The organism is Streptomyces sp. CA-181903, assembly GCF_050937075.1.
Classification (GTDB): Bacteria; Actinomycetota; Actinomycetes; order Streptomycetales; family Streptomycetaceae; genus Streptomyces.
In genome coordinates this window covers 6,717,909-6,743,388 of the sequence record NZ_JBNJLY010000001.1, presented here as the reverse complement: position 1 = coordinate 6,743,388, position 25,480 = coordinate 6,717,909, and the positions used below count along the sequence as shown (strand labels likewise).

At 74.3% G+C, this 25,480-nt stretch carries 17 protein-coding genes, 1 pseudogene and 2 riboswitches; of the genes and pseudogenes, 6 read left to right on the top strand and 12 right to left on the bottom strand.

The genetic code is table 11. The annotated features are described in order from the left end of the window. Positions 1–93 precede the first annotated feature (93 nt). Positions 94–1,236 carry a HoxN/HupN/NixA family nickel/cobalt transporter gene (locus ACQEVS_RS29895; RefSeq protein ID WP_433025700.1) on the bottom strand — a complete coding sequence of 381 codons (1,143 nt, stop codon included), beginning with the start codon at positions 1,234–1,236 and terminating at the stop codon, positions 94–96. 32 nt (positions 1,237–1,268) lie between these two features. Continuing rightward, positions 1,269–1,491, bottom strand: a riboswitch (cobalamin riboswitch). Between the two features lie 306 nt (positions 1,492–1,797). On the opposite strand from ACQEVS_RS29895, the pseudogene ACQEVS_RS29890 reads away from it, so the two are divergent. Together ACQEVS_RS29890 and ACQEVS_RS29885 are read left to right on the top strand one after the other, a co-directional pair. Next, a pseudogene (locus tag ACQEVS_RS29890) lies at positions 1,798–3,317 on the top strand (APC family permease). Positions 3,318–3,421: 104 nt separating this feature from the next. After that, positions 3,422–4,012: a YIP1 family protein gene (locus ACQEVS_RS29885; RefSeq protein ID WP_433025697.1), complete on the top strand. Its 591-nt coding sequence runs from the start codon at positions 3,422–3,424 to the stop codon at positions 4,010–4,012. Positions 4,013–4,206: 194 nt separating this feature from the next. Here the strand turns inward: ACQEVS_RS29885 and ACQEVS_RS29880 are convergent, their stop codons facing one another. The 3 genes from ACQEVS_RS29880 to ACQEVS_RS29870 form a co-directional block, all read right to left on the bottom strand. Further along, positions 4,207–5,409: a cytochrome P450 family protein gene (locus ACQEVS_RS29880; protein WP_433025694.1), complete on the bottom strand. Its 1,203-nt coding sequence runs from the start codon at positions 5,407–5,409 to the stop codon at positions 4,207–4,209. 184 nt (positions 5,410–5,593) lie between these two features. Then, entirely contained in the window at positions 5,594–6,808 is a 1,215-nt protein-coding gene (locus tag ACQEVS_RS29875) for an MAB_1171c family putative transporter (protein WP_433028018.1), read from the bottom strand. After that, positions 6,801–7,457 (bottom strand): hypothetical protein, encoded by a 657-nt coding sequence (locus tag ACQEVS_RS29870; RefSeq protein WP_433025691.1) that lies wholly within the window; start codon positions 7,455–7,457, stop codon positions 6,801–6,803. The genes ACQEVS_RS29875 and ACQEVS_RS29870 overlap by 8 nt, the downstream gene beginning before the upstream one ends. A 796-nt stretch (positions 7,458–8,253) precedes the next feature. Here ACQEVS_RS29870 and ACQEVS_RS29865 point away from each other — a divergent pair. Continuing rightward, positions 8,254–9,195, top strand: coding sequence for a trypsin-like peptidase domain-containing protein (locus ACQEVS_RS29865; protein WP_433025688.1), 942 nt, complete (start codon positions 8,254–8,256; stop codon positions 9,193–9,195). Between the two features lie 62 nt (positions 9,196–9,257). On the opposite strand, the gene ACQEVS_RS29860 is transcribed toward ACQEVS_RS29865, so the two are convergent. The 8 genes from ACQEVS_RS29860 to cobN all read right to left on the bottom strand — a co-directional run bounded on the left by ACQEVS_RS29860 (position 9,258) and on the right by cobN (position 20,845). Then, a complete protein-coding gene (locus tag ACQEVS_RS29860) occupies positions 9,258–9,998 on the bottom strand; it encodes a hypothetical protein (protein ID WP_433025685.1) in 741 nt (246 codons plus the stop codon). After that, on the bottom strand, positions 9,998–11,263 hold the full coding sequence (locus ACQEVS_RS29855; protein ID WP_433025682.1) for a VWA domain-containing protein: 1,266 nt from the start codon (positions 11,261–11,263) through the stop codon (positions 9,998–10,000). Before ACQEVS_RS29855 ends, ACQEVS_RS29860 begins: the two co-directional genes overlap by 1 nt. 161 nt (positions 11,264–11,424) lie before the next feature. Further along, positions 11,425–12,225: a hypothetical protein gene (locus ACQEVS_RS29850; RefSeq protein WP_433025679.1), complete on the bottom strand. Its 801-nt coding sequence runs from the start codon at positions 12,223–12,225 to the stop codon at positions 11,425–11,427. 73 nt (positions 12,226–12,298) lie between these two features. Next, complete coding sequence (locus ACQEVS_RS29845; protein WP_433025676.1) at positions 12,299–13,153, bottom strand: hypothetical protein; 855 nt, start codon at positions 13,151–13,153, stop codon at positions 12,299–12,301. 48 nt (positions 13,154–13,201) lie between these two features. Beyond that, a complete protein-coding gene (locus ACQEVS_RS29840; RefSeq protein WP_433025673.1) occupies positions 13,202–15,349 on the bottom strand; it encodes a hypothetical protein in 2,148 nt (715 codons plus the stop codon). After that, on the bottom strand, positions 15,346–16,161 hold the full coding sequence (locus ACQEVS_RS29835; protein ID WP_433025670.1) for a hypothetical protein: 816 nt from the start codon (positions 16,159–16,161) through the stop codon (positions 15,346–15,348). Before ACQEVS_RS29835 ends, ACQEVS_RS29840 begins: the two co-directional genes overlap by 4 nt. Before the next feature lie 241 nt (positions 16,162–16,402). Beyond that, on the bottom strand, positions 16,403–17,107 hold the full coding sequence (locus ACQEVS_RS29830; protein WP_433025667.1) for a Crp/Fnr family transcriptional regulator: 705 nt from the start codon (positions 17,105–17,107) through the stop codon (positions 16,403–16,405). 108 nt (positions 17,108–17,215) lie between these two features. Then, entirely contained in the window at positions 17,216–20,845 is a 3,630-nt protein-coding gene (cobN, locus tag ACQEVS_RS29825) for a cobaltochelatase subunit CobN (RefSeq protein WP_433025664.1), read from the bottom strand. 112 nt (positions 20,846–20,957) lie between these two features. After that, a riboswitch (cobalamin riboswitch) is annotated at positions 20,958–21,046 on the bottom strand. Positions 21,047–21,269: 223 nt separating this feature from the next. On the opposite strand from cobN, the gene ACQEVS_RS29820 reads away from it, so the two are divergent. The 3 genes from ACQEVS_RS29820 to ACQEVS_RS29810 all read left to right on the top strand — a co-directional run bounded on the left by ACQEVS_RS29820 (position 21,270) and on the right by ACQEVS_RS29810 (position 25,143). After that, positions 21,270–22,691: a cobalamin biosynthesis protein CobG gene (locus tag ACQEVS_RS29820; protein WP_433028015.1), complete on the top strand. Its 1,422-nt coding sequence runs from the start codon at positions 21,270–21,272 to the stop codon at positions 22,689–22,691. A gap of 254 nt (positions 22,692–22,945) precedes the next feature. After that, the gene (locus ACQEVS_RS29815) at positions 22,946–23,572 is read left to right on the top strand and encodes a precorrin-8X methylmutase (RefSeq protein ID WP_433028012.1); all 627 of its coding nucleotides are present in this window, start codon (positions 22,946–22,948) and stop codon (positions 23,570–23,572) included. Beyond that, the gene (locus ACQEVS_RS29810; protein ID WP_433025661.1) at positions 23,569–25,143 is read left to right on the top strand and encodes a precorrin-2 C(20)-methyltransferase; all 1,575 of its coding nucleotides are present in this window, start codon (positions 23,569–23,571) and stop codon (positions 25,141–25,143) included. The genes ACQEVS_RS29815 and ACQEVS_RS29810 overlap by 4 nt, the downstream gene beginning before the upstream one ends. Positions 25,144–25,480 lie beyond the last annotated feature (337 nt).

Here is a 25,480-nt window from a genome sequence, read left to right as displayed (position 1 = left end):
GGGACGGTGGGCCGGCGTGCGGCGGGCGGGCGGGCCGCGCCCGCCCGGGCAGGACGCCGGCCCGCCCGCCATGCATCGGCTCCCGGCCCCGCGTCAGCCCTCCGCCGCCGGGGCCGTCGCGCCGCGCGCGGCCCAGCGCTGCTCGACCTTGGCGAGGCGCCAGTACGCCAGGGCCGCGGCCCAGACCACCACGAACAGGCCGACGATGACGAAGCCGACGTTGTCGAGGTTGAGCCCGGCGATCCAGCCGGTGACCCCGTCGTCCAGGTCCAGCTTCTCGTGCAGCACGCCGACCAGTTCGATGGTGCCGATGAGGAAGGCGACGGCGATCGACAGGCCGGTGATGGTGAGGTTGTAGTAGACCTTGCGGACCGGGTTGGAGAACGCCCACTGGTAGGCGAAGTTCATGAACGTGCCGTCGAGCGTGTCGAAGAGGCTCATGCCGGCGGCGAACAGCAGCGGCAGGCAGAGGATCGCGTACCAGGGCAGTCCGGCGGCGGCGCCGCTGCCGGCCATCACCATCAGGGTGACCTCGGTGGCGGTGTCGAAGCCCAGGCCGAAGAGGAAGCCCAGCGGGTACATCTGCCCGGGGCGGCTGATGGAGCGGGTGAACCGGCCGAGGACGCGGTTCATGAAGCCGCGCGAGTCGAGCTGCTTCTCCAGTTCGGCCTCGTCGTAGCGGCCCTCGCGCATGGCGCGGAAGATGCGCAGGATGCCGGCGAGGGCGACGAGGTTGAGGGCGGCGATGAGGTAGAGGAAGCCGCCGGAGACGGACGTGCCGACGATGCCGAGGGTCTGGTGGGTGGACGAGTCCTCGTCCATCAGCGTGCTCGCCATGTGCGTGCCGCCGGCGACCAGCGCGGCCATGACGACGACCACGCTGGAGTGGCCGAGGGCGAACCAGAAGCCGACGGACACCGGGCGCTTGCCGTCGGCCATCAGCTTGCGGGTGGTGTTGTCGATGGCGGCGATGTGGTCGGCGTCGAAGGCGTGCCGCATGCCGAGGGTGTAGGCGGTGACGCCGAGGCCGACGCCGTACACCTTGGAGCCCACGTGGTAGTCGTTCGGGACGACGAGCAGGAAGAGCACGCCGAAGGCGACGACGTGCAGGGCGGCTATGACGGCGAGCAGGCCGGCGGTCCGCATCGTGTCCTCGCGGCGCCAGCGGAAGGCGGCGGACGGTCCGGCGGCCGCCTCGGGGGGCGCACCGGTGGACGCGTCGGTGGGCAGGGTCATCGGGGGTTCACGCTCCAGCACCTCGTGGATCGGTTCACTGAGATGCCGTGGCCGGTCTCCTGGCTTACGGGTTCGTTCGCGTCCGTCCCCGCCTTCCCGGCAGCCGGCTGCGGCCAGTGGCTCCACGCGCCCGGTGGGCCGCGCGGAACGGGACGGTCACTCCCCGATCACAGTGGCGAGGGCCGCTCCGGAATCGGATCCCCCTGGGAGCATCCTGCACCGGTCTTCCCGAACACCACGGCCGGGTCACTGTAACGCCCCTGCCAGTGCGGACGCACCGAGAGTGGCGATTGTCATGTCCTGCCTCAGGGGGCGCTCCGGTCGCGCCACCGGCTTCCGTCCCGTGCCGCGCTCCGGTCCCGTACGCCCCGGGTCTTGACTCGGCGCGGAGCGCCCGGCGAGAGTCACCCAGCATCCCGTCCGGCCCGTGGGTCCCAACTCCCGTGCGCTGTTCGGGCGGTGGCCGCGTCCCGGTCCGGCACGCCCCGTCCGGGGTGATGGACGGGCCGGGCGGGCCGGTGTACGAGTGCAGGTATCGCGCCGACGGGAAGGGTGGCCGCCATGGCGGACGGAACGGGAGAGAGAGCCGGCACGCCGGACGGGCAGGGCGGATTCGTCCGCCGCGTCGGGCCGTTCCAGGCCACCGCCATCAACATGAGCCAGATGTGCGGGATCGGCCCGTTCGTCACCATTCCGCTGATGGTCGCGGCCTTCGGCGGCCCGCAGGCCGTCGTCGGCTTCCTCGCGGGGGCGCTGCTCGCCCTCGCGGACGGCCTGGTGTGGGCCGAACTCGGCGCGTCCCTGCCGGGCGCGGGCGGCAGTTACGTCTACCTGCGGCAGGCGTTCCAGTACCGGACGGGCCGGCTCATGCCGTTCCTGTTCGTCTGGACCGCCATGCTCTACGTGCCGCTGGCGATGGCGAGCGGCGTGATGGGCTTCGTGCAGTACCTGGGGTACCTCTGGCCGGGCATGACCCCGACGCAGGGGGACCTGACGGGCCTCGCGCTCATCGTGGCCGTCGTGGCGCTGCTGTGGGGGCGGGTGGAGAACATGGCCCGGATCACCACGGTGCTCTGGGGCGTGATGATCGCGGCCGTGCTGCTGGTGATCACCGCCGCGTTCACCCACTTCAGCCCGGACCGGGCGTTCACCTACCCGTCGCACGCCTTCGAGCTGACGAGCAATCACTTCTGGATCGGCTTCGCGGCGGGCCTGACCATCGGCATCTACGACTACGGCGGTTACTGGACGACCGCCTACATGGGCGCCGAGATCAAGGACCCCGGACGCACCATCCCACGCTCCATCATCTACTCCATCCTCGGCATCATGGGCATCTATCTGCTGCTCCAGATCGGCACCCTGGGCGTCGTGGACTGGCGGGACATGCTCGACGCGGACAACGTCGCCTCGTCCTCCGTGGCCTCCGCCGTGCTGGAACGCACCTGGGGGCGGGGGCCGCCGACACCGTCACCGTGCTCGTCCTGATCACCGCCGTGGCGTCGGTCTTCACCGGCCTCCTGGGCGCCTCCCGGATCCCCTACAACGCGGCCCGGGAGAAGGTGTTCTTCCGCGCGTTCGGCACCCTGCACCCGCGCCACCGCTTCCCCGTCCTCGGCCTGCTGAGCATGGGGGCGATCGGCTGCGTCGGGTTCCTGATCGGCCGTCACACGGACCTGGCGACGCTGATCCAGCTGCTGACGACGGTGATGGTGCTCGTCCAGGCGCTGGGCCAGATCGCGGCCGTGACCGTCCTCCGCCGACGCCAGCCGACGCTGCCGCGCCCGTACCGGATGTGGCTCTATCCGCTGCCGAGCCTCGTGGCGCTGGTCGGGTGGCTCGTCATCTACGGCTACGCGGACCGCAATTCGCCCGGACGGCACCCCATCGAGTGGTCGCTCGCCTGGTTCGCCGCGGGTTGCGTGGCCTTCCTGCTGTGGGCGCGGATGGAGCGGGTGTGGCCGTTCGGGCCGCGGGAGATCAGCGAGGAGTACCTGCCGGCCGCCGGAGGGGACGCGGACGCGGACGCCGCTCCGGAACCGGACTCCGGCACCGGTCCGGTGGAGCCCACGCCCGCCTGACGCCCGCCCGACGCTCACCTGACGCCCCGTCGGAGCCCGGCGCCCGGCCGGCCCGCCGCGCCCGCCCCGGGATCACCTCCCAGGGCGGTGAGAGAATCGCCCCCATGCCCCTGACCACCACGACGTCCCCCCGCCCCCCGGACTCCGGACGGCGCAAGCTGCTCTGGCACCGGCTCATATTCGGGCTCTGGTACCGGCCCGTCGAAGTGCTCGACGAGGCCCGGGACCGGAGCGTCTGGGGCGCCGCCATGTTCCTGTGCCTGCTCTGCGGGGCGCTGGGGACCATGGCCAAGGACTCGTTCTGGGCCCAGTGGGACGTGAGCCCCGCGCTCGCCCTGGAGGCCATGGCCATCGGCTCGGGCGTCATCCTGCTCGCCAGCGTGCTTCTGGGCCTCGTCACCCACGCCATCGCCCGCCGGCTCGGCGGCAACGGCCGGCCCGGGCCGACGGCGAGCCTGTTCGTCCTCGTCTTCTGGACCACCGACCTCCCCCGGCTGGCCCTGGACTCCTGCCTCCCGAGCGCCTCGATCCCCGTCCGCGCCACCGCCGCGGCCTCCGCCGTCTTCGGCTGCGCCCTGGCCACCCTCCTGATCCGCGGTCAGCACCACCTCCCGACCCACAAGGCGGTCGCGGCGGTGAGCATCCAGATGCTGGCGGCGGTGGCCCTGCTGAAGTTCCCACCGGGCAGCGGCTGAGCGGCCGCCGACCGCGGCGGATCCGGCGCTCCGGCGTCCCGCGGAGCGCCTCCCCACCCTGCCGGCCCGTCACCGCGACGGGCCGGTTCGTCGTGCGCCCGGCCCCGGGCACGCGAAGGCCCGCCCGGTGCGACGGGGGATGCACACCGGGCGGGCTCGAAGACAGTTCTACCTCATCAAGGATGGGTTATGCATCAAAAACGTGTTCGCCTTGTGGCCGACCAGCGCACGGGGAGCGAAATCAGGCCACGTGCGCGGATGGACGGACGCCACTTCAGTTCCTCCCTCGGAACGGCGAGTTCCAGTTTTTCGAAGCGGTCGAGCAGGGCCGCCAGGGCGGTCTCGGTCTCCATGCGGCCGAGCGCGGCGCCCAGGCAGTAGTGGATGCCGTGGCCCAGGGCCAGCGAACCGGTGGTGTTGCGCCGCAGGTCAAGGCGGTCGGGATCGGGGAAGCGGGCGGGGTCGCGGTTGGCGGAGGCCAGGGAGAGGAGGACGGTTTCGCCGGCCGGGACGGTGATGCCGCCGATCTCGACGTCCTCCAGCGGGAAGCGGCGGATGGCCAGGGGGCCGGGGCCGTCCCACCGGTTCAGCTCCTCCACGGCCGCCGCGAGTCCGTCCGGATTCTTTCGCAGGGCACGGAGCTCCTCGGGGTGGTCCAGCAGGGCCAGCACCGAGTTGGCGATCAGGTGGACGGTGTTCTCGTAGCCGGCGAACAGGAGGAGGAAGGCGAGCGAGGTCAGTTCGTCCTCGGAGAGCCGGTCGCTGCCGTCGCGGACGGCGATCAGGTCGGACAGCAGGTCGTCGGCGGGCTCGGCGCGCTTGGCGGCGAGCAGACCGGCGAAGAAGCGGATCATGCTGCCGACCGCCTCGCGGGCCGCCTCCGGGCGGGCCGGGTCGGGGGTGATCAGGGCGTCCGTCCAGGCCCGGAAGTCCAGCCTCCGCTCCTGCGGGATGCCCAGCAGGTCGCACATGACCATGATGGGCAGCGGGCCGGCGTAGGCGGCCAGCAGGTCGGCGGCGCCCGCCGGTTCGACGGCGTCGAGCAGCCCGTCGGCGCGGCGGCGCACCGGTTCGCGCAGCTTCTCCACCCGGCCGGGGGTGAACGCCTTGACCACCAGGCGGCGGACGCGGGTGTGGTCCGGCGGATCCATGTTGAGCAGGTTGGCGTCGAGGGCCGGGGGCAGGGCGAGGCCGGCGTAGTTGCCGGGCTTGGCGTTGCGCTTGTCGAGGGAGAGCCTCGGGTCGGCGAGCGCCCGGCGGACGTCCTCGTAACGGGTCACCAGCCAGGCGGGGTTCCCGTCCGCGCCCTGGACGCGGTGGACCGGGCCGGCCTCCCGGAGGGCGGCGAGGGTGCCGTGCGGATCGTCGATGAGGGGGCGTGTGTCGATGGGTCGCATGGCTCCGACCCTAGGCGGGCGGACGGGAGGGGAACGCCCCGGCCCGGACGTTTCACCCTTGTCCCGGGCAGGAGTTCGGCGCGGGCCGGCATCGGTCCCGTGAGTAACGGGCACCGGCGCCGGCCCGCGCCGCGGGCGGCCGTGACCCCCGTCCATGGCCGCCACGTCTGTGGGTCGCGCGTCCTCAGTGGGGACGGCGCTCCGCGCTGGTCTCCCGTAACTCCTTGAGCACGGCGTCGACCAGCTGGTCGTGGAAGACGTCGGCGACGAGCGCCAGGTGCTCGTGCTCGGCCGCCGGGTCGGAACTGACGGTCACCACCACGCTGTCGGCGTGCGGGACCGGGACGTGGCCGGTCGCCTGGTTGGCCAGGCCCCGGCGGAAGGCCGCGGCCTCCACCACGGCGGCGAGCCGGCGCTCGTCCAGCGCGGCGGCGTCCGCCCTGCGGTGGGCGATCTCCAGGGCGGCGGGCTCGACATGGCGGCGGACGCCGCGCTGGATGTCGCGGATCTCGGCCATCTGCCGGTTGGCCCGCCACTCCAGGTCGGCCAGCGGCCAGCGGGACGCCCAGCGGGAGGTGCCGATGGTCACCTCGGGGACGTGCGCGGTGACCTCCTCCCAGAGCGGGTGGAGGCGGCGCAGCCGGCGCCAGGCGGTGGCGCGGGGGCCGACGGCGGGCAGCGAGAAGCCGAGGAGGACGAGCAGGGCCGCCACGGAGGCGCTCATCGGGGCCACGCCGTTGGACAGCCAGTACACGTCGAGGCCGGCCCAGGTGAGGACGAACCCGACGAGCTTGCAGGCGCAGTAGAGCAGTCCCAGCCAGCAGCCCGCGGCGAGCGTCCGCAGCCCCTTGGACAGCCAGGACGGGCCGAGGGTGGCGGCGTAGCGGGGGCACAGGACGCCGAGTCCGGCGAGGCTGGTGCCGAAGATGGCCAGGTACAGCGCCAGGAAGGCGACCACGCCGGGGGCGTCGGCGTAGGCGGTGCTGAAGTCGCGGGGGTGCTCGACGGCGTCCGGGCGGCCGACGGCGAAGCAGACGATCGCCGCCGTCCAGGCCGTCGCCACCGCGGCCACCGCGAACCGGGACCGGGCCACCGCGCGGGCGTGCGCCGAGGCGTCGCCGCGGCTGGTCCAGCGGAGCAGCAGCACGGTGGCGCCGGAAGCGAACAGCACGACGGCCGAGTAGAGGAAGACCATCGCCAGGTTGGCGACGCCGGTGAGCCGGTCGAAGGCGCGGTAGACGCTCGGCGCGGAGAACAGGAAGACGACGGGCACGCCGGCGGTCATCAGCGCGGTCAGGCCCAGGTCGGTGTTGCCGCGGTCGCGGAACCAGGCGCGGGCCTTGTAGGCGACGATGACCCAGGTGACGGCGGAGAAGGTGAGGTAGAGGGCGTCAAACACCGGCACCGCCTCCGTCCGCTCCCCCGCCGCCGTCGTCCCGGGCCCGGCGCACGTGCTGGAGCGCGGGGCCGAGGGAGGCGGCGAGTTCGGCGGCCGGGCCCTCCAGCGGCTGTTCCTGGCCGGGCGGGGGCGGTACGACCTTCTCCATGAGGAGGGTGCCGAGGACCTCGGTCTCGCGCTCGGTGAGGTTGTCGTAGCAGTGGTGCCGGGCCAGGCCCATGGTGAGCCCCATCCGGCGCATGGCGGTGGCGACGTCGACGGACGGCGTCCACACCTTGAGGGCGTCCTCGGTGACGGTCGGGTCCTGGTCGTGGCCGAGCAGCAGGTGCCCGATCTCGTGCAGCACGATGTGGACCTGGTGCCAGGGCGAGGTCTTGAGCTCGTAGACGACCCAGTAGCCGTCGTCGGTGGTGGCGGTCATGCCGGAGACGACGCCGTCGAGGCTCATCGGCACCAGATGGATCGGCCGTCCCACGCGGCGGGCGACGACGTCGCACAGGCCGCGGAGATCGGTGGAGGCCGGCAGCGCCAGCTCGGCGATGAGCTGCTTGCACCTCCGGCGAATCCGCCCCACCCGCATGACTGCACCGTCCTCGTCCTCGGTACGCCGCCAGTGGGTGAAGAGCCGGTCGTCCGCCACCACGGTCACGGGCGCTCCTCACCCCCGCCCCCGGCGGGTCCGACGGCAGGTTCATCTGCTGCCGGAACTGGGAGATGATGGTGGTCAGGCTGTCCTGGACCTCGGGCGGCAGGCCCACCGAGCGCAGGGCGATGGCCCGTACCCGCTGGTCCCGCATGGCGACGAGGAAGCGGACCTCCTCCTCCACCCGGGCGGTCTGCGGCGCGGACAGGTCGCCCATCAGGTAGCCGACCGGCACGGCGAAGAACTTCGCCAGCGCCCGCAGCACGTCCGGGCTGGGGTTGGCGCGCTTCCCGTTGCGCAGCATCGACAGGTACTGCTCGGTGAGCGTGACCCCGCCGTACTCCTCCGTGCCGCGGCTGATCTCCTCCGCGACATGGGCGTTGGTGTACGGCGCACCCGGCGGGTGCATGTTGGCGAACAGGTAGTTGAGCCGCCCCGCCAGTGGGCTGCCCGTGTCTCCTGCCGCTCTGTCCCCCCTGACCGCCATGTGTCCCCCCCGTTCCAGGTGCCTGGTTTCGCACGGCCGCCTCACGGCCGGTTAAGCCCTGTGGGGTCGCGATGGGCATCCTGTCACGCGCGGACGCGAAGCACTAGTCCGTTCCGGATTACGAGCGGGTGACGGACTTAACCGCCGGTTGATGGCAGGTCAGAAAGGCGCGTTCGGGCGACGGAGCCCAAGGGAGCCCGCTCCGGCGTCCTGGTGAATCCTGTCGCGTCCGCCCCTCGCCACACCCCTCCCGCCGGGTGGAGGATGACACGCTCACCTCGTATGTGCCCCCGCGCACCGGAGAGGAACCCGCCCATGCGCAGACCCCTCGCCGCAACCGCTCTCGCAGCACTCCTCCTCGGCCTCACGGCCCTCTCCCCCGGCGGCCGCGCCGCCGCCGACCCCGGACAACGCGCCCTGGCCGCCGCGGCCGACGCCTACTGGACCGTCGACCGGATGGCCTCCGCTCTCCCCGCCGAGGCCGCGCGCCGCGCGGCGACCGCTCCCGGCACCCCCGAAGCCCCCGACGCCCGCAGGGCGCCCGTCCCCCCGAGCCACCCCTTCGACGGACTGCCCCAGGTGGGCACCTTCTTCTGGACCGACGGCCAGGGCCAGGGCCGGTTCTGCGGCGGGACGGTGGTCCGCAGCCCGTACCGCAACCTGGTGGTGAGCGCGGCGCACTGCCTGCGCCGGCCGGACCCCAAGCGGCGGCTGTCGTTCGTGCCGCAGTACCACGACGGGCTCAAGCCGCACGGCGTCTTCCCGGTCGAGGCGATCTACATCGACCAGCGCTACTACGACCTGGGGACGGACGGCGGCGCCCGCTGGGACTACACCGTCGTCCGGCTGGGCGACCGCGCGGACGGCACCCCGGTGGAGCGCGTGACGGGCGGCTTCGACCTCGCCTTCCACCCCGGTTACCGGCACTCCGACGTCCGGCTGATCGGCTACCCGGGCAACAGCGACGCCAAGTACCCCAAGCCCCTCGACTGCCGCTCCGGCACCCGCCGTTACACGAGTACGGACCCCAAGGCCCCCGGCGACTTCCTGGAGATCGCCTGCGCCGGGTACGTCGGCGGCACCTCGGGCGGGCCGTTCCTGATCCGCGGCGCGGCGGGCGGGTACACGCTGATCGGCGTGATCGGCGGCTACCACACGGGTGGTGACACCCCGGACATCTCCTACAGCTCCTACTTCACCGAGGACCTGCTCGACCTGTACGTCGACGCGGTGCACGGCGAACCGCCGGCGGGCTGAGGACGCGGAGAGGCCCCCGGGGACGGATCCCCGGGGGCCTCTTCACGTGCACGGCGCGCGGGTCAGGCGCGGCGCGGGTGCCGCGTCAGCGTGTAGCCGCCGATGGCCGCGAGCGCGCCGAGCACGGCGCCGCCGACGGTCCACAGCCAGCGGTCCGACCACCAGCTGCCGTTCCAGCCGTCCTCCGGCTCCGCGACGGCACCGGCGTGCAGCGGCGCGCCGAGCCCGCCGCCCTCGGCGTACTTGCCGCCGGCGTCCTCGGCGGTCGCCTCGACCTCGGCGTGCACGGGCAGGCCCATGTCCTGGTCGGGCCCGTCGGCGACGGTGAGGCGGATGTAGTACGCGCCGGGCAGCGGGTCGTTCGACCAGCGCTCGGCGTACGGGCGGACGGCGCGCAGGGTGCAGCTGAGGGTGACGGTGGCGTCCTGCTGGGACACCCGCTTCGTCTGCTCGCCCTCGGCGCACGCCTGGCGGCGTCGCAGGCCGTCGAAGACGTCCAGCTGCCAGGTGGCGGCGCCGTGCCGGGCGCTCGCCTCAGGCAGCTTGACCGTCGCCTTGGCGGTCGGCCGCTGTCCGGCTCCGGCCGGGAACTGCCAGTAGAGGTAGTCACCGGTCGTACCGTTGGCGGTGGCCTTCTGGTCCTGCTTGACGGCCGTGGCGGTACGGAACGACGTACCCGCCTCGGTCGGGTCGCCGTTCTGGCCCTTGGTCCCGGCGGGGGCGTCGGCCGCCGCCGCGCCGGAGACGGTGAACAGCGCGCCGGCCGCGAGCAGCCCGGCGGTCAGGGTCCGTGCGATACGCATCAGTTGGCTCTCCAGATCGCGACGCGCCAGCGGGCCAGCCAGCCCCACAGCAGACCGGCGACCAGGCCGGTGACGACGAGGACGACGAGCAGCACCCAGCCGCGCCCGAGGCCGAAGGCGGCCATGTCGGAGGGCTTGTCCGGGGATTTCACCAGATCGACGGCGAGCTCGACGGGCAGGCCGGGGTCGCGCTTGACGGAGGCCGGGGCGGAGAAGGAGTGCGAGACCTCCAGGCAGACCGTGCGCCCCTCGGCGTCCTTGTCGGACTTCTTGCCCTTGCTCACGGGGTAGCGCAGGCCGGAGGACATCACGTCGGTGCGCCCGTTGCCGGCGTCGGAGCCGCGGACGAGCTCCTGGCCGCCGTCGCCGACGGCTCTGACGAGGATGCCGTAGTCGCGGTCGACGGGCCGGTCGGCGCCGACGCTCGCGGCGGCGCGCAGTTCCTGGCCGGGCTTGACCTTGACCTTGTACCAGCGGTGCTCGCCGAAGGTCTCGCGGTCGGTCCACACGCCGGCGCCGATCTCGGGCGCCGCGGAGCAGGCGTCCGCGCCCTTCGTGGGCTTGGGCGTGTCGTCGGCGGGTGTCTCGGAGCGGCGGACGAGCTGCTTGATGCGGCCCGAGAGCTCGTTGGTGTGCCGCACGGTGGTGTACGTGCCGCCGGTGGCCTCGGCGATGCAGGTGAGCTGCTCGCGGGTCTTGTCGTCGTGCGCCAGGCCGAGCGTGTCGATGGTCAAGTGCGTGCCCTTGGCGGCGAGTTCGCGCGCCACGTCACACGGGTCGGGCTGGCCGCAGGAGTCCTCGCCATCGGTGATGAGGACGATGCGGCGGGTGCCGCCGTCCTCGCCGAGGTCCTGGTCGGCGCCGCGCAGGGCGTAGCCGATGGGCGTCCAGCCGGTGGGGCGCAGGGTGGCGACGGCCGCCTTGGCCTCGGTCCGGTCCAGCCGGCCGACGGGGTACTCCTGCTTGCTGTCCTTGCAGCCGATCGCCTTGTCGTCCCCGGGGTAGTGGGCGCCCAGCGTACGGATGCCGAGCCGCACGCTCTCCGGAGTGGCGTCGATGACCTCGTTGAACGCCTGCTGGGCGGCGGCCATCCGGGACTGGCCGTCGATGTCGCGGGCCCGCATCGAACCGCTGACGTCGAGTACGAGCTCGACCTTCGGGGAATCCTTGGAGGGCCCGTCGGCGGCCTGCGCCGGCACGACACCTCCGGCCAGTGCGGCGAGCAGAGCGCAGGCGCCCGCCGCCAGCCGTCTTGTGATGATCATCCGAAGATCCTAGTGACCCACAGGCGGCCGACTCAAAACGGGAGTTGCGGGAGCGGGGAGCACCGCGGGGGCGTCAGGGAGCGCGTGGAGGGCACCGGGAGCGCGTCCCGGTGCCCTCGGTCCGTCCCGCCGGGGGCGGGGCCGGGTTAAGCCGGCGGCGGTCACAGCCCCTGCTGTCCGGGGTTCTTCAGCTTGGTGATGTCGATGGTCTGGTCGGCCGGCGGCGCCTTCGCCGGGACCGGCTTGTTCCAGTCCGTCAGCGTCACGGCGCTCTTGTCCTTGGAGTCCTCGATCCTCAGCGGGTAAGGGCGGCCGGTGGTGGCGACGCTGATGGTGGTGCCCTTGGCGCTGATCGGGACGGCCTGCTGCCCGTCCACGGTGGTCGGCGCTCCCTTGGTGATCGTCTCCGAGCCGTCGTCGTCCTGGCCGACCTTGGCCTGCAGCGCCGTCAGCTCGCACCCCTTGGTCATGCCTCCGAGGCTGGGCTCGCTGGTGGGTCCGGTGACGTAGCGGCCCTTGAACAGCTCGGCCGCCTGCGGGTTGGCCTTCGTCCGCCACAGCTTCTCGTCGGCCTTCATCCACACCCGGTCGCCGAGCTTGATGACCTCGATGGTGCCGGTGCCGGCCGTCTTGACCGTGCCCGCGCAGTTGCCCTGCTTGTCCAGGGCGAGGTCGACGTCCATCCGCTCGCCGTCCTCCGTCCCCGTCATCTTGAAGCGGACCGCGGTGGCGCCCTGGAGCTCCTTCTTGGCCTTGTCGGATATCTCCTTGCCGGACAGCTTCTCCACGCCGTTGCCGGACGCCGTGTCCTTGGCGGGCGCGGACTCGGCGGCCTTGGCGGGCGCGGAACCGGCGGGCTTCTTGTCCCCCTTGTCGTCCTTGCCGTCGCTGCCGCAGGCGGACAGTCCCAGGACCGCCGCCATGCCGACGGCGGTCATGGCGATGCCGTGCTTGAGCTTCATTCGGTGCCACTCACGCTTTCTCTGGATGCGCTGTCGAAGGCCCTCACCTTACGGCCCGGCACCGACAACCGGTTCACGCGCCGGGCTGCCACGGCGGCGGCTCCGGGGCGGCCATGGCGTGCACGCGCTCGGTGACGGCCTTGGCGAGCTGCTCGCGCTCCTCGGCGGAGAGGCCGTCGAGGAGCGCGAGGGTGACGTCCCGTCCGTCCGCGCCGGGCCGGTCGCCGGACGGCGGGTGCGCGGTCACCCACTCCAGCACCTGCCGCACGTCCTCCGGGCGGTGCAGCAGCCACAGCGCGGCCAGCGCGTCGGGGCCGGTGCGGACGGCCTGGAGGTAGAACTCGTACTCCTCGCGGCGCTGCGGCGACCACAGCAGCGGTGGCGCGCCCTTGTCCGCCGGGCGCGGGGGCTCGGCCGCCGGCTGGGCGGCGGCGAGGCAGCAGGCCAGCCCGGTGGCGTCCACCGGCTGCGGCTGGGCGAGCAGTTCGAGGAGGTGCTGGGCCGACGCCTGCTCGACGGCGGTCTCGGCGCGGGCGGCCAGGGCCTGGAAGCGACGGTCCAAATGGCCGACGACGGCCGCCCAGCAGCCTTCCGGCGGGCCGCCGCCGAGGACCGCGCGGGCCGGGTCGGCGACCCACCAGGCGACCTGGAGGGCCGCGGGCGCGCAGCCCGGCGGCAGCGCCCAGGTGCCGGTGCGGGGCGCGGTGTCGACGAGGTACGTCTCGCGGTAGCCGCCGAACGCGGCGCGGACGAACGAGCCGCGGCCGCCGGGCTCGCAGACGGTCCCGCCCTCGCCGTCCAGCAGCACCAGGGCCTGCTGCCCGGGCTGTGCGAGGCGGAAGCGGAGGAGCTCCTGCAGGGGGCTGCGGGTCCCCCGGCGCCACGGCGGGACGTCCGTCACGGCGGCCGGGTACGGGGTGAGGGTCATGCCGGTCTCTCTCCTGCTGGTGTTCCGGAGTCGTACGGGATCGGGCGGCTAGAGTGCCCGGCGCCAGGCGGCCAGGGCCTCGGCCGCGCGCCGGCCGCCGGGGGCCGGCCGGGCCGCCTCGAACGCGCTGAGCAGCCGCAGCGCGCCGCCGCGCGGCGCGGCGCCCAGCCGGTCGGCGAGGTGTTCGACGAAGGGGGCGCGGCGGGGGTCGTCGGCCGCGCGGCGCTGCCACTCCAGGAGCGCGGCGCGCACGGCGGGGAAGGTGTCGGGCTCGGCGAGCGCGCACCGGATCAGTTCCAGGCCGGGCGGGTCCTCGCCGGGGCGGCTGCCGTCCCGGGTGCCGAGCAGGTGCCGGGTCCACCACTCGGCGGGTTCGCGGGCCGCGGCGGCGGCGCGCAGCAGGTGGGCGGTGGCGGTGCAGGCGGCCTGCCGGGTGGCGTCGCCGGCGCGGCACCAGGGCACGAGCCCGTCGAGCAGGGCGGCCCGGCCCGCCGGTTCGGCGAACAGCGAGAGCAGCGCCCGGCGGACGGCCGAGGCGACGGCGCCCGTCCCGTCGCGCGGCCCGTCGCAGACGGTCCGCAGCAGGGTGAGCGCGGTCCCGGGCCGGGCCAGCCCGAACTCGGTGGCGCAGGCGAGCGCGACGGTGCAGCGCCGGGAGACCGACGCCTGCCGGCTCCAGCCGCGCAGCCGGGCCTTGACGGCGGTGGCGAGCACGGGGTCGGTGGAGGCGGCGCCCAGGGCGCGGGCGGCCAGCCGCCAGTCGGCGGGCCGGGAGGACGCGGCCAGTTCCTCGACCGGGCCGAGCGCGCGGCGGCCGGAGCTCCACTGGGCGCACCGGCCGAGGACGAACCCGGCGCGGTCGCCGCGCCCGTGCTCCGACGGCGTGGTGCCGAGCCACTCCACCAACAGCTCGGCCGCTTCGGGGTGTTCGCGCCAGACGTGTTCCAGGACCGCGCGGCCCTGGAGGTGCCGGGTGAACGCCACGGGCCGGGTGAGGTAGCTGTAGGCGGAGGTGGTGTGCACCTCGGCGGGGGCCACGTACGCGCCGATCGCCTCCAGCCGTTCGGTGCGGGACCGGCGGAAGACGGCTCGCGGCGCCTCCTCGCCGGCGTCGGGGACGGTGCCGCCGAGCCGCCCGTCGGCGATCCGCAGCAGGCGCCCGGCCTCCTCCTCGACCAGCGTCTGGTCGAAGTGCTCGAAGACGCCGGCGGCCAGCAGCAGGGCGAGGTCCTCGGGGCTGTCGCGCAGCGCGTCGAGCAACCGGGGTGCCCGGTCGGCCGCGTGGAAGCTCAGGTGCTCGCGGACGCTCTCCGGGTCCGCGCCCCGCCGGACCACCCGGACGATCTCGGCGGCGATCTCGACGACCTGGGCGGGGCGCAGGCCGGGTTGCAGGGTCTCGTCGAGCAGCCCGGGCGGCAGGGCGGCCAGCGCGGGGGCGACGTCGGCCGGCCCGCCGAGGACGGCGGCCAGCCGGGCGTCGAGGACGGCGCGCGGCTCCGGCGGCAGGGCCCGGACCGGCGGGGTGTGCAGGGTGTCGCCGAGGTGCGCCAGGACGGCCGGGGCGCAGGGGGTGACGACGACCATGCGGGCGTCGGCCCGTTCGAGGCGGGCGCGGAGTCCGTCCAGGGCGATGGTGTCGAGCGCGGTGAGCCGCGGTTCGAGGAGTCCGTCGGCGAGGTAGCCGCGGGCCGGGGCGGTGCCGGGGGTCCAGGTGGTGAGGTCGGTGTCGGAGTCGAGGGCCCGGAGCGCGAAGCAACCCGTCTGCCGGTGGAGGAGGTTGAGGGCGGCGGTGCGGCGGCCGGTGCCGTCCTGTCCGGCGAGGAAGAGGAGGCGGTCGGCGCGCAGCCGGGCGAGGGCGTCCGGGAACCAGGCGGGTTCGGCGAAGCCCTCCAGGGCGAGGGCGGTCCGCTCGGCGGGGATGTCGCCCTCGCGCGGCTCGACGCCGTCGCCGCGCGGGGCGGCCGGCTCGCCGTCGCCGGCGGTGTCGTAGTGCTGGCCGCCGCGGACCAGGTCGGAGATGTTCAGGAAGCCGCGGTTGTCCCAGATGTTGACGACCTGGAAGCGGCGGCCGAACTCCTCGGCCGCCTGTTCGCCGAGGTCGGGGCCGGGATCGGGAGCGGGGGCGGGACCGCCTTCCGGCGGTGCCGCGTCGGGGGCGGGAGCCTCCGACTCGTCGGCGAGGAGGGGCGCGCTCACCGGCCCGCTCCCCGTGCGTCGTCCCGCGGGTCGGCGCCGAAGGTGGCGTGCTGACCGCCTTGTACCGAGCCGTTGTTGAGGAAGCCGCGGTTGCCCTGGCTGTGGATGGTGGTGGTGTCGCGGGGTGCGGCGGGCGCGGGCGCGGGCGCGGCCCGGTCCCGGTCCCGGTCCCGGTTCGGGGGTGCCGCGGCCGGCTCCTCCCCTTCCTCCGGCCGTTCGCCGAGGATCCGCCGGTCGTAGAGGTTGCCGGAGGGCGCGGGCACGTACAGCCAGGCGAGCTGCTGGAAGTTCTTGCCGGCGACGGTGGCCGGCACCTCGATGAACTGGTCCGGGTGGCGGCGGGTGTAGCCGGAGAGGACCGCGTCCTCGAAGACGCGCTGCGAGAGGATCGCGGCGACCTGGGTGATGCTCTCGCTGGACGCCGCGAGGATGGCGCGGACGGGCCGGGAGTCGAGCAGCCGGTGGGTGTCGTTGCGCGGGGTGCCGTTGCCGTCGCCGGGGGCGCCGGAGTCGGGCAGCGGTCCGACGTGGAGGCTGGCCCGGAGCCGGACGCGGCCGGTCGCGGTGGCGTGGATGTTGTAGTCGGTGAGGACTTCCTGGAGTTCGTGCAGGAAGGGGTGGATGACCCTGGGCAGGGCCACGGGGTCGAAGCCCATCGCGAAGCCGTCGCCGGTGTTGTTGGCGAACTTCCGCTCCAGCCAGAGCTGTTCGAGGCCGGAGCGGACGAACGCCTGGCCGAGGAGCTGCGGGATGACGGTGGTGAGGGAGGCGTGCTCGGCGGCGGGCCGGCCGGTGAAGTCCTTCGCGTCCACGGCGAGGATTCCCCGGTAGGGCGGCAGGTCGCGGCTGACGCTCCAGGGGCGGGGCCGGTGGCGCGGGCGTCCGTGACGGACATAGGGGCGACTCCTCGGTGGTGAGGCGGTGCGGAACGATCCGCTGGGGTGGCACCCGGCACCCCGTTCCCCCCGAACAGGGGTGCCGGGCTCGCCTCGGATCCTTCTGGAGTCGCGTCGTTCGGTGTGCACCATGAGTGCACAGGAAACGTGACGAGCGTCACGCGTCCGCGTACGGCCCTTCCGTCACGGCGGCCGCGGCCCGCAGGGCGTCGAGGTCGTGGACGACGACACCGCCGCGCTCGGCGCCGACCACCCGGTCGCCGATCCCGCGCAGGGCCGCGCTGACGGTGTTGCGGGACACCCCGAGGTACTGGGCCAGTTCGGCGCGGGTGACCGACAAGTACGTGCCGGGGCCGGTCCGTCCGCCGTACGCCGCCTCGGCCAGGGCGAGCAGCGCCTGGGCGACCCGCTCCCGCGAACAGCAGCCCCCGCGGGCGCGGTCGGACTGCCGCAGCCGGGTCAGGGCGTGCCGGGTGAGGACCGGCGACAGATCGTGCCGCTCGACGAAGCACCGGAACCGCCGGCCTTCCACCACGACGACCGTGACGTCCCCTATGGCCGACACGGACGCCAGCCGCCGTTCGCTCTCCTCCAGCACCGCGGCCTCGCCGACCACGTCGCCGGCGCCCCGGAACGCCAACACCCGTATCCGGCCGTCCCGTTCCACCCGGCTCACCTTGACCACCCCTTCGACCAGGGCGAGCACGTGCGTACCCGTGTCGCCCTGGCGCAGCAGGGTCTCGCCGGCCCGGTGCCGGCGCGTCCGCCCCTCGTCGAGCAGCCGCTTCCATAACGGCTCGCCGGCCAGCCGGGTGAAGGTGATGCCCAGCGCCGGGTCGTGCCGCTCCCTCTTTCCGTCCATGACAGGACTTTAGATGTAACGGACGTCACAGGGGCGCGAGATGAGGGAGCCCGTCCGCGAAGGTCCCGGGGCGACCGTTCACCCCGGCGACCTTCGCGGACGTCGGGACTACTCCTCGTCCGCGCCGCCCTCCAGCTCGCCTTCCGTCTCCAGGAACACCTGGCGCAGGGCGGCCAGCGTCTCGGCGTCGGGCTTGGCCCACATGCCGCGGCTCTCGGCCTCCAGCAGCCGCTCGGCGATGCCGTGCAGCGCCCAGGGGTTGGCCTCCTGGAGGAAGGCGCGGTTCTCGGGGTCGAGGACGTACGCCTGGGTGAGCTTGTCGTACATCCAGTCGGGGACGACCCCGGTGGTGGCGTCGTAGCCGAACAGGTAGTCGACGGTGGCGGCGAGTTCGAAGGCGCCCTTGTAGCCGTGGCGGCGCATCGCCTCGATCCAGCGGGGGTTGACGACCCGGGCGCGGAAGACGCGCGAGGTCTCCTCGACGAGGGTGCGGGTGCGGATGGTCTCCGGCCGCGTGGAGTCGCCGATGTACGCCTCCGGCGCCTTGCCCCGCAGCGCCTTCACCGTGGCCACCATGCCGCCGTGGTACTGGAAGTAGTCGTCCGAGTCGGCGATGTCGTGCTCGCGGGTGTCGGTGTTCTTCGCGGCGACGGCGATCCGCTTGTAGGCGCTCTCCATGTCCGCGCGGGCCGGCCGGCCCTCCAGGCCGCGGCCGTAGGCGTAGCCGCCCCACACGGTGTAGACCTCGGCGAGGTCGGCGTCCGTGCGCCAGTCGCGGCTGTCGATGAGCTGGAGCAGGCCGGCGCCGTAGGTGCCGGGGCGGGAGCCGAAGATACGGGTGGTGGCGCGGCGTTCGTCGCCGTGCTCGGCCAGGTCGGCCTGGGCATGGGCGCGGACGAAGTTGAGCTCGGCGGGCTCGTCGAGGGACGCCACGAGCCGTACCGCGTCGTCCATCAGGCCGATGACGTGCGGGAAGGCGTCGCGGAAGAAGCCGCTGATGCGCAGGGTGACGTCGATGCGCGGCCGGCCCAGCTCCTCAAGGGTCACGGGTTCGAGTCCCGTTACTCGCCTGGACGCCTCGTCCCACACCGGCCGGACGCCCAGCAGCGCCAGCGCCTCCGCGACGTCGTCGCCCGCCGTGCGCATCGCGCTCGTGCCCCACAGGGAGAGGCCGACGGACGTGGGCCACTCGCCGTTGTCGGCGCGGTAGCGCTCCAGGAGGGAGTCGGCCAGGGCCTGGCCCGTCTCCCAGGCGAGCCGGCTGGGGACGGCCTTGGGGTCGACCGAGTAGAAGTTGCGGCCGGTCGGGAGGACGTTGACGAGGCCGCGGAGCGGCGAGCCGGACGGGCCGGCCGGGACGAAGCCGCCGGCGAGGGCGTGCACCGCGTGGTCGAGCTCGTCGGTGGTGCCGGCGAGGCGGGGGACGACCTCGCGGGCGGCGAAGGCGAGGACGGCGGCGACGCCGTCGCGCTGCCCCTCGGGCAGTCCGGCGCAGACGCCGGCCACGGCCTCGGGGTCCCAGTCCGCGTCCTCCATGGCCTCGACGAGGGCGCGGGCGCGCGCCTCGGCCTCGTCGGCGGTGGTGCGGGTGGCGGCGGACTCGTCCAGGCCGAGGGCCTCGCGGAGGCCGGGCAGGGCGGAGGTGCCGCCCCAGATCTGCCGGGCGCGCAGGATGGACAGGACGAGGTTGACGCGCTCGGGGCCGGTGGGGGCACCGCCGAGGACGTGCAGGCCGTCGCGGATCTGGGCGTCCTTGACCTCGCACAGCCAGCCGTCGACGTGCAGCAGGAAGTCGTCGAACCCGTCGTCGTCGGGCCGGTCCTCCAGGCCGAGGTCGTGGTCGAGCTTGGCGGCCTGGATGAGGGTCCAGATCTGGGCGCGGATCGCCGGGAGCTTGGCCGGGTCCATGGCGGAGATCTGCGCGTACTCGTCGAGGAGCTGCTCCAGGCGTGTGATGTCGCCGTACGACTCGGCGCGGGCCATCGGCGGCACGAGGTGGTCGACGAGCGTGGCGTGGGCGCGGCGCTTGGCCTGGGTGCCCTCGCCCGGGTCGTTGACGAGGAAGGGGTAGACGAGCGGGAGGTCGCCGAGGGCCGCGTCGGGGCCGCAGGCGGCGGACAGGCCGGCGTTCTTGCCGGGCAGCCACTCCAGGTTGCCGTGCTTGCCGAGGTGGACCATGGCGTCCGCGCCGAAGCCGCCGTCCTCGCGGGCGGCGGCGATCCATCGGTAGGCGGCGAGGTAGTGGTGCGACGGCGGCAGGTCGGGGTCGTGGTAGATGGCGATGGGGTTCTCGCCGAAGCCGCGCGGCGGCTGGATGAGGATCAGCAGGTTGCCGCGGCGCAGGGCGGCGAGGACGATGTCGCCCTCGGGGTTGCGGCTGCGGTCCAGGAACATCTCGCCGGGGGCGGGACCCCAGTGCTCCTCGACGGCTTCGCGCAGCTCGGCCGGGAGTCGGTCGTACCAGCGCTTGTAGTCGGCGGCCGGGATGCGGACGGGGTTGCGGGCGAGCTGCTCCTCGGTGAGCCACTCCTGGTCGTGGCCGCCGGCCTCGATGAGGGCGTAGATCAGCTCGTCGCCGTCGCCGGACTCCAGCCCGGGCACGGGCTCGTCGCCGAAGTCGTAGCCCTCCTCGCGGAGCCGGCGCAGCAGGGCGACGGCGCTGGCGGGGGTGTCGAGGCCGACGGCGTTGCCGATGCGGGAGTGCTTGGTGGGGTACGCGGAGAGGACGAGCGCGATCCGCTTCTCGGCGGCGGGGACGTGCCGCAGCCGGGCGTGCTTGACGGCGATCCCGGCGACGCGGGCGGCGCGCTCCAGGTCGGCGACGTATGCCGGGAGACCGTCCTCGTCCACCTCCTTGAAGGAGAACGGGACGGTGATGATGCGGCCGTCGAACTCCGGGACGGCGACCTGGGTGGCGGCGTCCAGCGGCGAGAGCCCCTCGTCGTTCTCCTCCCAGGCGCTGCGCGGCCCGGTCAGGCAGAGCGCCTGGAGGACGGGCACGTCGAGGGCGGCCAGCGCGCCGGCGTCCCACGACTCGTCGTCGCCGCCGGCGGACGCGGCGGCGGGCTTGGTGCCGCCGGCCGCGAGGACGGTGGTGACGACGGCGTCGGCCGCGCCCAGCGCCTCGACGAGCTCGGGCTCGGGGGCGCGCAGCGAGGCGACGAACAGCGGCAGCGCGCGGCCCCCGGCGTCCTCGATCGCGCCGCAGAGGGCCTCCACGAAGGCGGTGTTGCCGCTCATGTGGTGGGCGCGGTAGTAGAGCACGGCGACCGTCGGGCCGCTCGCTCCGGGCTTGGGCGTGCGCTCCAGCGGGCCCCAGGTGGGGGCGGCGGCCGGGGGCTCGAAGCCGTGGCCGGTGAGCAGCACGGTGTCGGAGAGGAAGCGCGCGAGCTGTTCGAGGTTGGCGGGCCCGCCGTGGGCGAGGTAGGCGTGCGCCTCGGCGGCGATGCCGATGGGCACGGTGGAGTGCTCCATCAGCTGCGCGTCGGGGGCCTGTTCGCCGGTGAGGACGACGACGGGCTTCTCCGCCGCCAGGAGCCGGTCGAGCCCTTCCTGCCAGGCGCGGACGCCACCGAGGAGCCGCACGACGACGAGGTCGACGCCGTCCAGCAGCTCCGGCAGCTCGTCGAGGGCGAGCCGGGCGGGGTTGGCGAGCCGGTACGGGACCGGGCTGCCCTGGGCGGCGGCAGCGCGGGCGCTGAGCAGGTCGGTGTCGGAGGTCGACAGAAGAAGGATCACGCGGCGCTCCCGAGTACGTCGAGGGTCGCCCGGGGTGCGCGGGACCGGAACATGCGCATGCTGCGGCTGGCCTTCCTCGGGGTCCGCGCCCCGGGCGGTTGGAGGACGGCGGGAGTTCCTGACTCGCTCGGCCGCGTGGTGCGTGGTGTTGCTGCCGTGCTCACAGTGGCGGGACCGTGCCGGAGTTCCACCGGCTTCCTCCCCTGGCGCCGTCGCTGGCGTCCGGCGGATGGCTCCGCCGATCAGCCATAGTAGCGACCTGCGGCTTCGGGGCCGAGGGGGGAGTTTCGCCCCGGTCCCTCCCTTTCACCGTTTCTGCGGGGGGCTGCGCCCCGCACCCCCGAAACCGCGCTCCGCGCGGTTGTCCTCAAACGCCGGACGGGCTGATTAGTCAGCCCGTCCGGCGTTTGAGGACAAAGGGGGTCTGGGGGCTTGCCCCCAGGAATCGGCGAAGGGGCGGGACCGGGGCAAACCCACCCCCCGACCCCGTCGGTATGCTCGCCGCCATGCCCGTCACCCCCACACCCCCGGCCGCGACCGGACCCGCGCCCGCGGCGACGCGTGCCCCGGCGCCCTCCGCCTGCACGCCGCCGACGACGGCGCACTGGCCCGCGTCCGCCTCCCGGCCGGGCTGCTGACGATCCGTCAGGCGGCGGAACTCGCCGCACTGGCCGAGGAGTTGGGCGACGGCAACCTCGGCATCACCTCCCGCGGCAACATCCAGCTCCGCGCCCTGCCCGCCGGCTCCGGAGGCGAGCTCGGCGACCGGCTCCGCGCCGCCGGCCTCCTCCCCTCCGACCGCCACGAGCGCGTACGGAACATCGCCGCGTCCCCCCTGCACGGCCTGGACGGCACCGGGCACGCGGACGTCGGCGCCTGGTCCCGCGAACTGGACGTCCTGCTCTGCGCGGACGACGAAGTGACCGCCCTCTCGGGCCGTTTCCTCTTCGGCCTCGACGACGGCCGCGGTGACATCGCCGCGCTCATCCCCGATGTGACATTGATCGCAGAGCCGGACGGGCGGACGGCCGTGCTCTGTTACGCCGCCGAGGGCCCGGGCCTGCGCGTCCCGGCCGCCGACGCGCCGCGGGCGGCGGTGCTCGCGGCCCGGCACTTCCTCACCGGCACCGAAGCCGGACGCGACGGCACCGCATGGCGGGTGACGGAACTCCCCGCCGGACGACGCCCGGACGTCACCGCCCTGGCGGCCGTCCTCGCCCACGCCGGAGTGACCGCCGTCCCCACCGCCGTTCCCGCGACCCGTTCCGCCGCGCCGGCACCGGGACCGGTGTCCGGACCCCACGGCCGTACCGCCCTCTCCGTCGCCGCTCCCCTGGGCCGGCTGACCGCCGGTCAGTGGCGGCTGCTGATCGCCGCCGCCGAAGCCGGCGACGGTGAACTGCGGGTGACGCCCTGGCGGGGCGTCGTCGTCCCCGGCCTCGCCGACGCGGACGCGGCCGCCGCCCGGCTCGCCGGGCTCGCGGACGCGGGCCTGGTGGTCTCCGCCGCCTCCCCCTGGTACGGCGCGGGCGCCTGCGCCGGGCGCCCGGGGTGCGCCAAGTCGCGCGCCGACGTGCGCGCCGACGCGACCGCCGCACTCACCGGCACGCGCCCTGGCGGCACCGGTGGCCTGCCGGTCTACTGGTCGGGGTGCGAGCGGCGCTGCGGACATCCCGGCGGGCGGTGGGTCGACGTCCTGGCGGTCGACGACGGCTACCGGGTGGCGGTACGGACCGGGGGCGCGGAGGCGGAGGGCGGCGTTCACTCCGTCGCCGTCGCCACGTCCGGCCTGCCCGGTGCGGTGGCCGCCGCCCGCTCCGGTCCGGACGGCGACGGGACGATGTGACGGTCCGGCGGACGAAGGACGGGGGCCGCGTACCGCCGGAGCACGGCCGATGTATAGATGTACCGACCGTATGGATGTACCGACCATGACGACGAGGACGGCCACGCCGCCGCGCCCCCGGGGGCACCTACCGCCCGGCGCACCCCCGGACCCGGCCGGCCGGTCCCCCGAGCGCGTGAACGCGACCAGCGCGTGAGCGCAACCCGCGCGTGAGCGCGGCCAGCAAGCCCAGCGAGCGAGGCAGAGGCAGCACAGTGTTCGACTACGACAAGGACGGCGCGTCCATCTACCGCCAGTCCTTCGCCACCATCCGCGCCGAGGCGGACCTCGGCGGTCTGCCGCCGGACGTGTCCCGGGTGGCGGTCCGCATGATCCACGCCTGTGGGATGACGGACCTGGTGCGCGACCTCGCGTACTCCCCGGACGTCGTGACCGCGGCGCGCAAGGCGCTGCTCGCGGGCGCGCCGATCCTCTGCGACGCCAACATGGTCGCCAGCGGCGTCACCCGCAAGCGGCTGCCGGCCGGCAACGAGGTGCTGTGCACCCTCACCGACCCGGCCGTGCCCGGGCTCGCCGCCCGGATGGGCACGACGCGCAGCGCCGCCGCCCTGGAGTTGTGGCGGGACCGGCTGGACGGGGCCGTGGTGGCCGTCGGCAACGCGCCCACCGCGCTGTTCCGGCTGCTGGAGATGGTGGCCGAGGGCGCGCCGCGCCCGGCGGCGGTGCTCGGCATACCCGTCGGGTTCATCGGCGCGGCCGAGTCGAAGGACGCCCTGGCGGAGAACGCGCTGGGGCTGGAGTACCTGGTGGTGCGCGGGCGGCGCGGCGGCAGCGCCATGGCCGCCGCCGCGATCAACGCGATGGCGAGCGAGGAAGAGTGAGCGAGCAGCAGTCCCCGGCCACCGGCCGCCTCTACGGGGTGGGGCTGGGCCCCGGCGACCCGTCGCTGATGACCCTGCGGGCGGTGGAGTGCATCGCCGCGGCCGACGTCGTCGCGTACCACAGCGCCCGCCACGGCCGAAGCATCGCGCGTTCCATCGCCGAACGGCACCTGCGCGCCGACCACATCGAGGAGCCGCTGGTCTACCCGGTCACCACGGAGACCACGGACCACCCGGGCGGCTACAAGGGCGCGATGGAGGAGTTCTACGAGGAGGCCGCGGCACGGCTGGCCGCGCACCTGGACGCCGGGCGCTCGGTGGCGGTGCTCGCGGAGGGCGACCCGCTCTTCTACAGCTCCTACATGCACATGCACAAGCGGCTGTCCCACCGCTACCCGACCGAGGTCGTCCCCGGCGTCACGTCCGTCAGCGCCGCCGCGGCCCGGCTCGGCGAGCCGCTGGTCGAGGGCGAGGAGGTGCTGACCGTCCTGCCGGGCACGCTGCCCGAGGAGGAGCTCGCCGCGCGGCTCGCGTCGACCGACTCCGCCGTGGTGATGAAGCTCGGGCGCACCTTCCCGGCCGTGCGGGGCGCGCTGGAGCGCTCCGGCCGGCTGCCGGAGGCCCGGTACGTGGAGCGGGCCACGATGGCCGGCGAGCGCACCGGGCGGGTGGCGGAGGTGGACCCGGAGTCCGTCCCGTACTTCTCCGTGGCCGTGCTGCCCAGCCGGGTGGCCGTCGCCACCGGCCCCGCCGCGGCGGAGGAGCCCGCGGCGGCGGAGGAGCCCGCGGCGGCGGACATCGGCGAGGCCGGGGAGGCCGGCGAGGTCGTCGTCGTCGGCCTCGGCCCGGCCGGGCCGCGGTGGCTGACGCCGGAGGCGCGCGGCGAACTGGCCGCCGCCCAGGACCTCGTCGGTTACACCACCTACGTGGACCGGGTGCCCGTCCGCCCCGGGCAGCGCCGGCACGCGTCCGACAACAAGGTGGAGTCGGAGCGCGCCGAGTTCGCCCTGGACCTGGCCCGGCAGGGGCGCCGGGTGGCCGTCGTCTCCTCGGGTGACCCGGGCGTCTTCGCGATGGCCAGCGCCGTCCTGGAGGTCGCGTCGGAGGGCCCGTACCGGGACATCCCGGTGCGGATCGTGCCGGGCATGACGGCCGCGCACGCGGCGGCGGCCCGGGCGGGCGCGCCGCTCGGGCACGACTACGCGGTGGTGTCGCTCTCCGACCGGCTCAAGCCGTGGGAGGTCATCGCGGAGCGGCTGCGCGCCGCCGCCGCGGCCGACCTGGTGCTCGCCCTGTACAACCCCGGTTCCCGCAGCCGCGTCTGGCAGGTCGGCAAGGCCCGCGACCTGCTGCTGGAGCACCGCTCGCCGGACACCCCGGTGGTGCTCGGGCGGGACGTCGGCGGCCCGGAGGAGAGCGTCCGCGTGGTCCGGCTCGGGGAACTCGTCCCCGAGGAGGTCGACATGCGCACCCTGCTGATCGTCGGCTCGACGCAGACACGGGCGGTGCGGCGCGGCCCCGGCGAGGGGACGGACGTCGTCTGGACACCGCGGCGGTATCCGGAGCGGTGACCTGTCGGTAGGGGCGGCGGTTGGCCGCCGCCCCCGCCTCGGTACCCAATCCGCCCCTGTCGGCAGGGGCTCGTCACGTCAAAGATCTTGATGTCCATGTTGCCCTTGGCGTCGGAGTCGAGCGCCATGCGGGTCTGGCTGATGTCAGGGCCTCCCTGTAGTCCTTGATGTACCGCTTCTCCCACCACTGCTTGCGGCGGCGCAGTGGAAGAGTCGGCCACCCCGCCCTATTCCCGGCCATGCGTGAGGGGTGGGCCGTGCAGGGACGCCTCACCGCGGCTCAACCGGAGAGAAACGATCTAGCACAGCTCCCGGAGACGTCCGCGCCAGTCGAATG